The sequence below is a fragment of the Xanthomonas sp. JAI131 genome (assembly GCF_013410075.1).
GTDB classification, from domain to species: Bacteria; Pseudomonadota; Gammaproteobacteria; order Xanthomonadales; family Xanthomonadaceae; genus Xanthomonas_A; species Xanthomonas_A bonasiae.
On sequence record NZ_JACCCN010000003.1, the window covers coordinates 778,545 to 792,531 of the forward strand.

At 65.2% G+C, this 13,987-nt stretch carries 13 protein-coding genes and 1 pseudogene; 4 read left to right on the forward strand and 10 right to left on the reverse strand.

The features are described 5' to 3' along the window. Positions 1-165 precede the first annotated feature (165 nt). Positions 166-786, reverse strand: a complete 621-nt coding sequence (locus HDC36_RS16475; protein ID WP_343204355.1) for a ribonuclease domain-containing protein — start codon at positions 784-786, stop codon at positions 166-168. Positions 787-817: 31 nt separating this feature from the next. Between HDC36_RS16475 and HDC36_RS16480 the strand changes: the two genes are divergently transcribed. Continuing rightward, positions 818-1,648: a lysophospholipid acyltransferase family protein gene (locus tag HDC36_RS16480; RefSeq protein ID WP_179569359.1), complete on the forward strand. Its 831-nt coding sequence runs from the start codon at positions 818-820 to the stop codon at positions 1,646-1,648. A gap of 63 nt (positions 1,649-1,711) precedes the next feature. On the opposite strand, the gene HDC36_RS16485 is transcribed toward HDC36_RS16480, so the two are convergent. Beyond that, positions 1,712-2,122 carry a hypothetical protein gene (locus HDC36_RS16485; RefSeq protein WP_179569361.1) on the reverse strand — a complete coding sequence of 137 codons (411 nt, stop codon included), beginning with the start codon at positions 2,120-2,122 and terminating at the stop codon, positions 1,712-1,714. 243 nt (positions 2,123-2,365) lie between these two features. Between HDC36_RS16485 and HDC36_RS16490 the strand changes: the two genes are divergently transcribed. After that, a complete protein-coding gene (locus HDC36_RS16490) occupies positions 2,366-2,761 on the forward strand; it encodes a hypothetical protein (RefSeq protein WP_179569363.1) in 396 nt (131 codons plus the stop codon). 467 nt (positions 2,762-3,228) lie between these two features. Here HDC36_RS16490 and HDC36_RS16495 read toward each other — a convergent pair whose 3' ends face one another. Further along, positions 3,229-3,963: a hypothetical protein gene (locus HDC36_RS16495; RefSeq protein ID WP_179569365.1), complete on the reverse strand. Its 735-nt coding sequence runs from the start codon at positions 3,961-3,963 to the stop codon at positions 3,229-3,231. Between the two features lie 223 nt (positions 3,964-4,186). Here HDC36_RS16495 and HDC36_RS16500 point away from each other — a divergent pair, with 223 nt between their 5' ends. Then, entirely contained in the window at positions 4,187-4,906 is a 720-nt protein-coding gene (locus HDC36_RS16500; protein WP_179569367.1) for a ThuA domain-containing protein, read from the forward strand. A gap of 601 nt (positions 4,907-5,507) precedes the next feature. Beyond that, positions 5,508-6,833, forward strand: coding sequence for an alpha/beta fold hydrolase (locus HDC36_RS16510; RefSeq protein WP_179569371.1), 1,326 nt, complete (start codon positions 5,508-5,510; stop codon positions 6,831-6,833). 131 nt (positions 6,834-6,964) lie between these two features. Here HDC36_RS16510 and HDC36_RS16515 read toward each other — a convergent pair whose 3' ends face one another. The 7 genes and pseudogenes from HDC36_RS16515 to HDC36_RS16545 form a co-directional block, all read right to left on the reverse strand. Further along, positions 6,965-7,627 (reverse strand): type II CAAX endopeptidase family protein, encoded by a 663-nt coding sequence (locus HDC36_RS16515; RefSeq protein WP_179569373.1) that lies wholly within the window; start codon positions 7,625-7,627, stop codon positions 6,965-6,967. Between the two features lie 74 nt (positions 7,628-7,701). After that, positions 7,702-8,316, reverse strand: a complete 615-nt coding sequence (locus tag HDC36_RS16520; protein WP_179569375.1) for a pyridoxamine 5'-phosphate oxidase family protein — start codon at positions 8,314-8,316, stop codon at positions 7,702-7,704. Positions 8,317-8,621: 305 nt separating this feature from the next. After that, positions 8,622-9,095 (reverse strand): hypothetical protein, encoded by a 474-nt coding sequence (locus HDC36_RS16525; RefSeq protein WP_179569377.1) that lies wholly within the window; start codon positions 9,093-9,095, stop codon positions 8,622-8,624. 19 nt (positions 9,096-9,114) lie between these two features. Then, on the reverse strand, positions 9,115-9,447 hold the full coding sequence (locus HDC36_RS16530; protein ID WP_179569379.1) for a hypothetical protein: 333 nt from the start codon (positions 9,445-9,447) through the stop codon (positions 9,115-9,117). 221 nt (positions 9,448-9,668) lie between these two features. Further along, positions 9,669-11,105: pseudogene (locus HDC36_RS16535) on the reverse strand (RHS repeat-associated core domain-containing protein); the annotation flags it as partial. Between the two features lie 29 nt (positions 11,106-11,134). Beyond that, the gene (locus HDC36_RS16540; RefSeq protein WP_179569381.1) at positions 11,135-11,692 is read right to left on the reverse strand and encodes a hypothetical protein; all 558 of its coding nucleotides are present in this window, start codon (positions 11,690-11,692) and stop codon (positions 11,135-11,137) included. A gap of 18 nt (positions 11,693-11,710) precedes the next feature. Continuing rightward, positions 11,711-13,987: RHS repeat-associated core domain-containing protein (locus HDC36_RS16545; protein WP_304951834.1), on the reverse strand; the 2,277-nt coding region annotated here is incomplete at its 5' end.

The window sequence follows — 13,987 nt, forward strand, 5'->3', positions numbered from 1 at the left end:
CCGCGCAGTCTATCCGAGCGTCGCCGCCGGGACGAGCACGCCGCGCGGCCAGCGCAAGCGCCGCTTGCGGATGCGCATGGGTGCCTGCGCAAAAAGACATCGGCGCGCGCAGTTGCATCGCTGGCCGCCGAGGCCGCGCCAGACAGCGTGGCGGCAGGCCGTCGCTCAGGAGATCGTGCAGAAGGTGACGTAGTGATCGGCCGAGTGATAGCGCTTGTCGACGACCGACTTTTTGGCGCCGTCGGTGACCAGGAACACCAGCCGACAGGTGCCGGCCGGGCCGCCGGGATCGCGCCGTGCCTTGCCCTCGCAATAGGTCTGGCCGCGGCCGGCCTGGGGCAGGCGTCGCTCGTTGTTGCCGAACACCTGCACGTCGACGGCGCCCGCGCCGCAGGCGGCGATCGGACTGGGCGTGGTGATGCAATAGTTCAGGTCGCGAACGGCCTCGCGCACATGGGTGGGCAGCGTGCCGCAGCTTGCGCTCTTCTGCGCCTGCGCCTGCCAGCCGACAGGGCGAGAGCGGCCAGCAGCGTGAATCTGATCGAGGGATACATGTAGGACTCCTTGGGAACGGATGGAAGGAGTGCCGCCGATGCGGACCGCACGCAGGCCGCGCACCGGACTACGAGAAGAAACGCCTGCGCCGCCCGTCCGCGAACACCCGATGTCCGGGTGCGACGACCGCCGGCGCGTTCGCCGCGCGCACGCGGGCCGGCAGGTGCCGGACGCCACCGCCTCGGCTACCATCGGCGGCGCGCCGAAGCCGGCGCTCGTCTTTCTGCGCACACGCCTGCCTCCCGCCGCCCATCCGCCCCCCATGAACCACGCCGCCCCGCCCCGCCCTGTCGCGGGCACTGCCCTCGCTGCGCTGCGCGTGGCCGCCAAGCTCGCCGCACTCGTCCTGATCAGCGTGCCGCTGCTGCCGCTGCAATGGCTGCTGATGCGCGTCACCCGCGGACGCGGCGCCTTCGTGCTGCCGCGGCTGTGGTTCGCCTGCCTGCGCAAGGCGATGGGCATCCGCGTCGAGGTGGTGGGTACGCCGCGCCGCGGCGGCGGCACGCTGTTCGTCGGCAACCACATCTCGCACTTCGACATCGTGGTGCTGGGCAGCCTGCTGCACGCGCGCTTCATCGCCAAGAACGACATGGAGCGCTGGCCGGGCATGCGCCGGCTCGGCGCGCTGGCGCAGACCCTGTTCATCAGCCGCCGGCGGATCGACGCGGCCAACGTGGCCGCGGCCGTCGCCGCGCAGATCCGCCCCGACCACGACGTGGTGCTGTTCGCCGAAGGCACCACCTCGTCCGGCGAGCGCGTCGCCCCGTTCAAGTCCAGCCTGTTCTCACTGTTCCTCGGCGGCGACGCCAACGCCCGGCCATGGACGCTGCAACCGTTCACTATCGACATCCTGTCCGTCGATGGCCGCCGCCTGGCGCACGGCGGCGAGCGCGACGCCTACGCGTTCTACGGCAGCATGCAGGCCGGCGCCCACGTCCTGCGCTTCCTGCGCGCGTCCGGCGCCGCGGTCAGGGTGACCTTCCACGCCCCGCTCGCGATCGCGCCCGGCACCGACCGCAAGGCGCTGGCGCAGCAGGTGCATGCCATCGTGGCGTCGGCGCTGGCCGCACAGCCGCACGACGAGTCGCGATAGGCCTACGCCTGCCCCGCCGCACAGCATGGCGCAAGGCGGCATGCGTCGCGTCTGTCGCGGCCTCTAGGACTCGATGGGCTGGCTGCGCGAACAGGTGGCGATGAAATAGGGAGCGCCGCTGGCTTGGGCGTAGTTGAAGAACAGCACCCAGCGTTTGCGCACGCGTCCGTTCGTGTTGCTGGCGCTCAGTGGGTCGGCCACTTGCGTGCCGCACATCGCGGGCGACAGCGCGGTCCGGGTTTCGAACGTCTGCGCGGGCGCCAGGGGCCCACGCATGGAACGCGTCACCTTCCAGCGCACCACCTCGACCATGCCTGCAGGAGCCGAGGCCGCGAGCGACTGCTCGCGCCGCAGCGACAGCATCTCCGCCTCCACCGCGACGGGTGCTTGCGCCTGCGCGTCCTCGACGCTGGCGTACATGACGCAACTGCAGGCCGATCCGGCGAACGGCACCAGGCCCAGCAGTACTACCAACAGCCTCCTCATCTTCGCGTCCTCCAAGCCTGTTCAGCGCATGCGGCGCCGCGACGCCCGCATTGTCGTGCACCCCAACCGGACTACATCACGACGCGGCGCCCGGCGCGAGCGGCGCAGCCACGCGGCCGCATGTCACGCAGATGACATCGCGATTTCCTAGCCTGCGTCCAGGGCTGGCGGCCGGCGCCGCCAAGGACGGTCGCCATCGAAATCCTGCTGTGGACCGTGTTCGCCGTGGTGATGAGCGCCGTTCTGCTGTTGGGCGTCTCGGTGGTGATCGTCGCCACCCGCGAAAATGGCCTCTACTCCGCCGAAGAGAAGACCTGGCAACGCCTGAAGCACAGCGGCGTCCCTGCCGAGGCCGAGATCCGCGCGCTCAAGCGCTCCGAGCACGGGCTGTCGCGCGGCGGCAGCCAGGGCCAGACCGTGCATGCGGTCGAGTTGACGCTGGACGTTTTCGACGGCACGGGCGGCGTGTCCATGGCTACGCTGCGCACGCTGATCGACGAAGCCCTGTTGCCGCAGTTCTGCATCGCCGGCACCCGCGTGCATGTGCTGCACGATCCGGACGACGCCTCGATCCTGGCAGTGGACCGCGCGCGGTCGCCGCTGGAGATTCCGCGCGCAGGCGGTTGATGGCGGCTCTGCGCGGGATGCAGGATTTCCCCGGGATACCGCTCCCTGCAGGAGGGGCTTCAGCCCCGACAGTATCCGAAGCCGGAGCATCCACCGCTGCGCTCGTCGCGGCTGAAGTCGCTCCTACAGGAGCTTGCAGCTAGCACGCCGGATGCACTGTGGGAGGGGCTTCAGCCCCGACAGTATCCGAAGCTGGAGCATCCACCGCTGCGCTCGTCGCGGCTGAAGCCGCTCCTACAGGAGCTTGCGGCTAGCCCGCCGGATGCACTGTAGGAGGGGCTTCAGCCCCGACGGTATCCGCAGCCGGAACACCCACGGCTTCGCTCGTCGCGACTGAAGTCGCTCCCACAGGGACTTGTGGTTAGGCCGCCGGGTGAACTGTGGGAGAGGCTTCCGCCCCGACAGCATCCGCGCCGAAACACGCAGTGCTGCGTTCGGCACGGCTGTAGCCGCGCCGACGCGCGCCGTTACGGCTTCGCCGCCTCGCACAGCTTGCGGTTGAACCAGGTGGACTTGGCGATCGGCAGATAGCTGTCCCAATCAGTCGGCGGCAGCATGCTGCCGTTCTTGTCCAATTCCTCCTGCAAGGAGTCCTCGTCGCGGCTGGCGCCGGCGATGGTGGTGTCCAGCGCGGCCAGGCACTCCTTCGGACGGCCCAGGCGCAGCAGGGCGATGGCGCGGTCGTTGGCGAAGCGGTCGCGCTCCAGCCAATTGAAGAACGTGCCGCACTCCTTGCCGAACGCGTCCATCCCCGCGAGCGCGGCCGCATAGCGCTTGCCGCGATAGTCGGCCAGATACGCCGCGCGCCGCCGCGTGCTCGCCGCCGCAGTGCAGCCCTCCGGCAACGCCAGGTACTCGCCCTCGAAGCCGGCGCGCGCGCCGCAATAGTCGCGGCAGCTCTCCTCGGTCAGCGCCTTCACCTCGAACCCGCCGGGCGTGCGCTTGAACGACACGCGGCACGGCGTGTCGCTGCCCTCGGTGACCTCGGCGATCTCGCCGCGCAGCGTGCCCGACAGCCCGCAGCTGTGGCCGTTGGCGCCCATCGCGTCGATCGTGAACTGGCGCACGTCACCCTGCCCGCTGATCTGCAGGCTGCCCCAGCCGTCCTTGGTGCCGTACTCGCCGGGCGCTGGCGCAGCCGCGGCGGCAGCGAACGCCGCACCGCACCCCAGCAGCAAACTCCAACTCCATCGTCCTGACATGGCGGTTCCAAATTCGGCAAGGGAGTGCAATTTTCCCCCATCTCGCGGGCCGTCGACCAGTGCGGCAGACATCTTCCGCAGCCGCGGCCCCGGTGCTGCATGGACAGCGGCGACGCCGGCTCCGCGCACCTGGGTGCGCCATGCGCGGTGCCAGCAGGTCCGCGGCGACGTCCAAACCGCAATTGCGCTACCCGCCAGCCAGCATCCGAGGCAGAATCCCCCCATGACGCCACTCGCCTTCTCGCTCGCTGCCATGCTGGCCGGCGTCGCCGCAACCGCCCCGGCGCCGGAGCGCATGCTGATCTTCAGCAAGACCGCCGGCTTCCGCCACGACTCGATTCCCACCGCGGTGGCGACGCTGCGCCAGCTGGCCAGCGAGGAAGGCCTGGCCGCGGACCATAGCGAAGACGCGAACGCCTTCACCGCCGACAACCTGGCCCGCTACCGCGTGGTGGTGTTCGCCAGCACCACCGGCGAGATCCTCGACCCCGCGCAGCAACAGGCATTCGAAAGCTTCGTGCGCAACGGCGGCGGCTTCGTCGGCGTGCATTCGGCGGCCGACACCGGCTACGCCTGGCCGTGGTACGGGCGCCTGGTCGGTGCCTGGTTCCAGGGCCACCCGCCCGGGCTGCAATCCACCCAAGTGCAGCCCGAACGCGACGGTCGCGCCGACGGCACGCCCTGGCCGATCCACGACGAGATCTACAACTACCGCAGCAACCCGCGCGCGCAGGTGCAGGTCATCGCCACCGTGGACGAACGTCTCTACACAGGCGGCACCATGGGCGCGGATCACCCGATCGCCTGGTGCCACGCCTTCGACGGCGGCCGTGCCTGGTACACCGGCCTGGGTCACGACGCGGCGGTGTATGCCGATCCGCATTTCCTCGCGCAGCTGCGTGCAGGCGTGCGCTACGCGGCGGGGCGGCAGGCGCGGTGTTGAACGGGTGCGGGAGCTGCGGCTGCCGCTATCCCTGAAGGCAACAGCGTGCGGCGATCGCCACCTGGGCTGCGCCGCGGCGGTGGAGTGTGCGACCGCCCATGCCAAGGACGTCTTCCCCGCGCCGGTCGCCCACTACGTGCTCTACGCCGCTGGACCTGTACGGCGTCGCGTTCACCGACGCCAACCGCGACGGCCATCCGCTCGAGGGCATGGGGCCGTCCTGGCTATACGTCGCCGCATCCGATGGCCGCGTCGTGGCACCGAATCCGATGGGCCGGGGCACGGCAGGCGATGCATTCGTGCAGTCGCAATTCTCGCTGCACTCCGATCACCTCCTCGGCATACCGCGGCGACTGCTGGTCGCCCTGAGCGGCCTGATCGTGGCGATGCTGTCCATCACCGGCGTCTACCTTGTGGTGGCGCACGCGGCGCAGCCAGATGATGGATGCCGAACGATGCGATGCAGCGCAACGGGCGCGGTCGCGTTGCATCGTCCCCATCGCCGATGCGAGAGGCGCCCAACCGTCCCCCCTACCTTAGGCACGTTGTCGGCAGCACCCGAAGCTGCGAGTGTGCGGCTTCGACACGACAAGGGCTGACCATGCTGGCGTTCCTGACTGCGACGCTCGTCGCTGCCGCGCTTTCCGCGGCCGCGCCACTGGATGCCGTCCCGCAAACCCGCCTGGACCCCGACCTGCGCTGCCTGTTGGGAGCGTATGCGCTGCCCGAGGGGCAGTCGGTGACCATCACCGGCGACGGCGGGAAGCAGCGCGAACTCCACTACACCCTGTCGAACGGCCGGTTCGGCCGCTTGCGGGTGGACGCCAGCGGCGGATACGGCGCAGAAGCCGTGTACATCCGTTTCGCCCCCTGCCAGGCCGGTACGCTGCAACTGACCCGGGGCGAGGCCACCGAGACCGGCACCCGCCTGCGCCTGGTCGAGAAGGAAACCACCTTCAGCAGCGACGGCATCGCGCTGCACGGCAAGCTCGTGCTGCCCGCCACTGGCCGCGCGACGGCGGCGGCCGTATGGGTCGAAGGTTCGAACAACGATCCCAGCACCGACGATAGCGTCTGGCAATACGAACTTGCGCGCAGGGGCATCGCCGTCTTCGTCTACGACAAGCGCGGCACCGGCGCGTCCGCCGGCGCCCTCTCCTCCGATTTCCAGGCGCGTGCACGCGACACGGCGGCCGCGGTCAAGGAAGCCCGGCGGCTTGCGCCGGGCGTGCGCCGGATCGGCGTGATCGGCGGCAGCCAGGGCGGATGGGTCGCGCCGCTGACCGCCACGCTGGTGCCAGTGGATTTCGTCGTGGCCGCCTTCGCGATGGCGGAAGGGCCGATCGCGCAAGACCGCGAGCTGGTGGAGCAACAGCTGCAGCGCGCTGGGTTCGACGAGACCGCGCTGGCCGAAGCCAGGAAACTGACCGCCATCACCGAACGGATCGTGCGTTCCGACATGCGCGACGGCTTTGCCGAGCTGGACGCCTTCAAGTCCAGCCATGCCGACGCGCCGTGGCTGGCCGCCATCCAGCCCCGCTCGTACACCGGCCTGTTCCTGAAATTTTCGAGCGCCGAACTCCAGGCCAACGGACCCGCCCTCGCGCAGGGGCTGAGCTTCGACTACGAGCCGCAACCGGTGATCGAAGCGATCAAGCCCCGCCAACTGTGGCTGCTGGGCGGGAGCGACCGCCAGGCCCCGAATGCCGCCACCCAAGCCATTCTTCGGCAGCTCCAGCAACGCCGGGCGGACCTGGCCGTGGTGGTGTTCCCGAACGCGGATCATGGCCTGATCGAGTCGATCAAGACCGCCGACGGCGTGGCGAAGACCTATTCCGCGCACCTGTTCGACGTGACCGCGGACTGGATCGACGACCGCAAGCTTCCGGCGGCAGGGAGGTTCATCGTGATGCCGGCGGCGGACTGAATGGCCCAGACCGATTCCCCGCCGGGGAATCTCTGCAAGTAGCGATCTCCCAGCACGCTGTCTGCTACGCGATCGGAAGAATGCTTCGGCGCGGCGCATTGAGCGCCATGTCTTTCATGCAATCGGACACGTTATGCATAGGCCATCAGCGCGAGCAGGTCCATCAGGCCGTGCGCGATGATCGCGGGCCACAGCCGGCCGGTCCGCGCGAACCACCAGCCGAGTATCAGCCCCACGACGACCAGCGAGATCGCGCCGATGGGTCCCTGGTACAGGTGGTACGAGGCGCGGATCGCGACGCTGACGTTCACCGCGAATGCCGGGCTGTGGCTGCGCTGCAGCACGCGAATCACGTAGGCGCAGACGAACACTTCCTCGAAGATCGGATTGAGCAGCGAAACGGCCACCACCGCCGTCAGCGACAGCTTCCCGGCCACCATGGCATCCATCGAAGGATTCACCGCCTCGGCCATGCCCGCGCCCAGCCAGTTCAGGGGATAGCAGGCCACGATGCACGCGATCAGCAAGCCGATCGCCGGTCGGATATCGCGCCCCCGCCAATGCAGCCCCAAGACCTGCGGCGTCCATCCGCGGAACCACAGCACCGGGACGAGCAAGGCCAGGACCAGCAGTTCGTAGAGGACCATGCCCCACAGGCTCGCCTCGGAAAACGACGGCTCGCCCGTGGGCGCCAGCACGGCCGAGAAGCTCCAGTAGATGGGCAGTCCGAGTGCGATCGCAACGACGGCCAGTAGCTCGCCCCATCCCGCAAATATCGTGTCGCGTCCTTGCATCGATCCCCTTTGTGGTCCGGTTGTCCGACGCGAAGGTGGCTGGCGCGGCTGGCGCGGCTGGCGCGGCTGGCGCGCTAGTACAGCATGTCCTGCGTGCGCTTTGGCAATTCGAGATCGTAGGCGGCGGCATCGAAATCGCCGTCCGTCAGGTGCGCGTGCATGGTGCCGGCGCTGGGCAACTGCTCGCGCGGCACGTGCCGTGTCGGATCCCACAGGGCGGAGCGTACGATCGCCTTGGAACAGTGGAAATACGCGGCGTCGATATGCACCACGATCACGCTGCGCGGCTGCCTGCCGCGGATCTCGAAGCGTGCCAGCAAGGCAGGATCGACGCTGATCTCGGCACGCCCGTTCACCCGCAGGCTCTCGCCGACGCCGGGCACGAGGAACAGCAGCGACATGCGCGGGTCGTGCAGCAGATTGCGCAGGTTGTCGATGCGGTTGTTGCCCGGGCGGTCCGGCACCGCCAACGTGCGCGCATCCAGGATCTGCACGAAGCCGGCCGAGTCGCCCTTGGGCGAGCAGTCCAGCCCGTCGTCCCCGGCCGACGCCAGCACCACGAACGGCGAGGCGCGCACGAACGCCTGGTAGTCGGCGTTCAGATGATCGATTTCCTTGCGCAGCGAGCGCTCGGCGGGCTGGCCGTACAGCGCTTCGAGCGCCTCGAGGGTGGCGATGCGATGGGTCATGCTGATGTCCTGACGTTGCTCATGATGCGGGCATCACTATAGCGGCCTGGGCGAAGGCGTCCGACTCTTTGCGAATGCCTGGTAGAGCGAAGCCGCCCGCTCACCGGCCGCGACGCGTTCGACACCGCTCAGGCCCTGCAACGCCATGCCTGCCGACGCCCTTGCATCCCCAACAGGTAAGCCAGACGCAAGCAGACCGCACTGGCGACTAGGTTCCTTTTCAGCCGCGCGCCGCAACGACCGGCCACTGCCGTAGGACCAGCGTTGGGGCCGAACGGGTAGTAGCTAGCGATATTCAGGCATGGCTATAACCAATTGCTCTCCTGAGGTGGATTTTCCGTGATCTTCAGGAGCTCTTCTTTGTCATTGGTGTACTTGATCGTCGCAAAGGTTTCCATGTAGATCATGGTTCTTCCACCAGGGACTGCGAAGAAAACAAAGAAATTGTCCTTGTCGGCTGTCAATCCAATCTTACCTAGAAAGAACCGTATGTTTAGCAGCTGAGAAATTTTGGTGTCGGGGTTGGCCAAGACTACTGTCTTGCGCGCACAGGCACTGAAAAATTCATCGAACGCAGCTCCCGACTTGGGCACAACGTCATTGACTTTCATCACCTGCTTCCCTTTAACCACATCAAGCCCCACGACGACCAAATCCCGGGTATCACAGGAACTGGCAGCGTTCGCAGGAGCGAAGACTAGGAAGCCGATCAGCACCATTAAACATCTCGCAAGTGATTTCATTTTCCATTCACCCATGTATCGCAGATTGACATGCATTGCAACCAATGCTCTGGCTTCAATACTTTGGGCAGAAGAAAACTACGGAACTCCCACTAGAGCTGTCCCATATCGATACGGGAATCAATTCGTAGCTTCCGTCAATGACATACCCCTCAATGCCATTTTTCAAGCGCACATGCAAAGCTTGATAAGACTTCAAGTCATCGCAGCTTAAAACCTTAGCGCGCTCACCTGCTCGCATTTTAGCTATTGGGGCCGGCCCAGGAACGGGGTAGCTATCTACAGCCACATCGCTTTTCGCCAACAGCACAAACCGCCGAGCTGCAAGGCCTGCAATAGCAGCAATCGCCACTACCAACACCAACAAGACCCCAATAAATTTCTTCATCAAAAACCCCACAAGAAAGGATTATCAAGAGGTTCGCCATCTCTAGGCAGACCCGGATAAAAAGTGCTTCCAGCAGCTGATGGCGAGCGACTGAGGCTGTCAAAGATCGCTTTGGGTCGCAATGCTTTTTCGAATTGAACACCAACCTTTTTCAAACAATCCTGTACCGATGTCCCGCAATTATTTGACGTAATGCTGTATTTCCCACCAGTTCCGCTCATTCAAGCAGAAAGCTGGCTTTCCTGGAAAGGTGTCAGATTTAGGATGACACCATTCCCATCGCGGAAGTTCCTTTGAAGAGCATTGTAGTCCGACGCGCGTGGATACTTACTATCCCACTGACCGGGCGGCCCCCATGAGAAGTTGCGCCCATTGATGTTAGTGGAGATGTGTCCGAACTGCGATTCGCCGACGCCGACGCCATACCAGTAGACAACCTCCGTGCGCAGTCCTAATGGGTCCACGGAGTGCAGAGGGTATCCGCTCGAATACAGATATGAAGAGATATTTCCATGCAATCCAATCGGATCGCTCTGCACATACCGCCCACTGCCCGTATCGTAGTCCCGGAAATAGTTCTGGTTAAGCCCTGTCGCACCATCGTAACGCTGCCCCGGGAAGCGCATGCCGAACACGAACGCCGTGCCATCGCGATCCGCGTCCTGGTCCGGCGGCGTGTTGCCGAACGCTTCGCCCTTGATGTCCCAGGTCCAGATCGCCACGTTGCGCGCCGGGTCGATGACCGTGCGTGGCGCGCCGAGGTGGTCCAGCTGCACGTAGTTCAACGCGGTGCCGGCCAGCACACCGACCGGCAGGTCGTCCAGCCAGATGACTTGCTGGAGCGCCTTGCCGTTGCCGTCGTAGTCGCCCAGCCAGTGGCCGGCTTCGTCGTAGACCGTGTAGGTGTTGGTCGTGCCAAGGAAGCGGCGCACCTGCTCACCGCGGTCGTTGTAGCGATACTCCATTGCCAGCGTGCCACTGCGCTTGGCCTGGCTCATACGTCCCGTCGCATCGTAGGCGAACTCGCGCGCCGTCCCGTCGATGGCCGTGGTGTTGCCGGCGGCGTCGTAGCTGCGTGCAGCGCCAGCTACGCTCGCCGGGCGGTGGCTGTCGGTCGGGTAGCTGTAGGTCTGGGTGCTGCCATTGACCTGGGCGCTGAGTCGGTTGCCGGTGGCGTCGTAGCTGTAGCCGTCGATCACGGTGCCGGTCGGGCCGTCCTTGAACGCGGTCAAGCGGTCCAGGTTGTCATAGCCCAGGCTCACGACCGGAGCGGTGTTGCCCGGCGCGCTCAGCGCGGTGAGGTTGCCGACCGGGTCGAAGGCGAAGCCGATGTTGAGGCCGTCTCTGCGGCTGTCCTGGATCGCCAGCGGGCGGTAGTCCTGGTCGAGCACGCGCTGCAACGGCCGGCCGTTGCCGTAGGACCAGCCGGCGCTGGGGCCGAACGGGTAGTAGGTGGCGCCGCCGAGTAGCTTCTGCCGGGTGCCGCCGGCTGCGGTGACGCCAACTTCCGTCGCCTGGCCCAGCGCATTGCGCACATAGTCCACCACCGCGCCATCCGGATAGGTCACCCGGCTCAGGCGCCCGCCCTAGGTGTAGGCATAGCGCACGGTCAGCGCCTTGCCGTTGGTGGTCTGCACCTTGCGCACCATGCGTCCGAAGCTGCATTACCTCGACTGCCAAGAGCTGATCAGGGACCAAATCCGACTGACATAGCTACTACTTTCTCGCTCTTTGCAAAGAAACAAATGCTTGAACCACCTTCAGAAAATCCGCAAATACGTTCCACGTGAGATCCACCGATTTTTTCTTTCGATGTATCGAGCGTTCCATATTCACGAGCCGCTTTACTTGCCTTCGAAAGCGAGTCGCCAATCGCCACGCCTTTCAGCTTCACTCCCGCTAAACTTTCGACTGTTTCAGTTGCACTTTTACCTGCTACTATCGATGAAATGCGAATCTCATCAACAGTCCTGAATTTTTCCGCGATGTCCGGGTTGGAGGTGATTATCACCTCCAACCCCGTGGAAGGATCTCGATACTTCCTTCGAATTAGACCAGCACTATCCACAACTTGACTGCCTTTACCATAGCGATTAATTAAATCAGATTCCTTGTAAACACTGGGAACATAACCGCCGTCATGAAAAACCTTGGATACATAATCCGGCCCTCGTTGCTCTGCCCCCAGCTTGAAAGCGACTATAAGCATACTAAAAGCCATTATGGTGAGCTTATATTTATTCATGGCTGAAATGCAACCTTCTTAGAATAATGGGATAATCACGGGTCTTTCGTAATTCAGTCGCTGATACGAAAATGGCTTGAGCGGATTACGGGCCTTCGCATCGCGAACCATATCCACCAGCTCCTGAATGTCTTCGTTTTGCATACGCGTGCAGCCCACCGCGGGAGCCCATCCCTGCCTGGGAGCCAGAGGATCTTTTAGTCTAGACCCGCCGCCATGAATCCACCGCCCCCGCGGGTCATCGGTCCTCAATATGTCGTTGGGCCCATATGCTCTTGCGTTCATCTTATAGGGGCCACTTGTAGGGTATACGTCAGTGGATTGATAGGCACCAGACGCACCGGGCAGGGCATTACCCGCAACATCACTCAGCGATTCCCATGATTTGATGACATCGCCATTGTCATCATAATAGTTTGTTATTCCTAGATTTTGGTAGGTTACGACTGAGTCTAGACCGGCAGGATCGATCCGCGAAATTGGGCTCCCGTCTACGTAACCATAGGTTGCCACCCCACCGGCAAGCCCAATCAGATCACTTTGGAAATAGCGTCCGTTTGAAGCATCATAGTCTCGATAGTAATTCTGGTTAAGCCCCGTTGCACCGTCGTAGCGCTGACCCGGGAAGCGCATCCCGAACACGAACGCCGTGCCATCGCGATCCGCGTCTTGGTCCGGGGGCGTGTTGCCGAAGGCTTCGCCCTTGATGTCCCACTTCCAGATTGCCACGTCGCGCACCGGGTCGATGACTGTCCGCGGTGCGCCGAGGTGGTCTGGCTGGATGTAGTTCAACGAGGTGCCGGCCAGCACGCCCACCGGTAGGTCGTCGAGCCAAATGGCCTGCTGGAGCGACTTACCCGCATCGTCGTAGTCACCCAGCCAGTGCCCGGCTTCGTCGTAGAGCGTGTAGGTGTTGGTCGTGCCCAGGAAGCGGCGCACCTGTTCGCCGCGGTCGTTGTAGCGATACTCCATTGCCAGCGTGCCGCTGCGCTTGGCCTGGCTCATGCGGCCCGTCGCGTCGTAGGCGAACTCACGTGCGGTGCCGTCGATGGCCGTGGTGTTGCCCGCGGCGTCGTAGCTGCGCATGGCGCCGGCCACGCTTGCCAGGCGGTGGCTGTCGGTCGGATAGGTGTAGGCCTGGGTGGCGCCGTTGACCTGGGCGCTGAGTCGGTTGCCGGTGGCGTCGTAGCTGTAGCCGTCGATCACGGTGCCGGTCGGGCCGTCCTTGAACGCGGTCAAGCGGTCCAGGTTGTCGTAGCCCAGGCTCACGACCGGAGCGGTGTTGCCCGGCGCGGTCAGCGCGGTGAGGTTGCCGACCGGGTCGAAGCCGAAGCCGACGTTGAGGCCGTCTCTGCGGCTGTCCTGGATCGCCAGCGGGCGGTAGTCCTGGTCGAGCACGCGCTGCAACGGCCGGCCGTTGCCGTAGGACCAGCCGGCGCTGGGGCCGAACGGGTAGTAGGTGGCGCCGCCGAGTAGCTTCTGCCGGGTGCCGCCGGCTGCGGTGACGCCAACTTCCGTCGCCTGGCCCAGCGCATTGCGCACATAGTCCACCACCGCGCCATCCGGATAGGTCACCCGGCTCAGGCGGCCACCCTTGGTGTAGGCGTAGCGCACGGTGAGCTCCTTGCCGTTGGTGGTCTGCACCTTGCGCACCACGCGTCCGAAGCGGTCGTAGCAATACTGGGTCAACCCGCTGCCGTCCTGCAGCTTGCTCAGACGCCCCAGCGCGAAGGTTTCGCCGGCCGGACAAACGGTCTGGCTCGCATCGTAGGTGTAGGTGGCGATCAGCGCCTTGTCCGCGTAGGTCGCCTTGGCCAGGCGGCCGAGCACGTCGAAGACGTAGTTGGTCTTGGTGCCGCGCGCGTCGGTCTGGGTCGCCAGGTTGCCGGCGCTGTTGTAGGTGTAGCTGGTCACGCCGGTGTCGGGGCTGGTCAGCTTGAGCAGGTCGCCCAGGCCGTTGTATTGGTAGCTCGTGGTCAGGCCCTTGGGATCGGTGACCTTGGTGGTGCGGTCCATGGCGTCGTAGTCGAATTGGGTCTTCGCGGCGATGCCGCCGACGTCCTGCAGGGTCTGCTTGACCCGGTCCAGCGCGTCGTAGTCGGTCTGCGTCTTCCGCTTGAGTGCGTCGGTGACCAGCTGCACGTTGCCGTTGAGGTCGTAGCTGAAGTCGGTGGGATCGGCCTCGGCGGTGGCCTGGGTGGCCAGCTGGCCGAGCTTGTTGTAGATCCGCGACAGCGTGTGCTTGAGCGTGCCGGACGCGTCCTTGGTGTCTTCCTTGAACCGGTTGCCGGACGG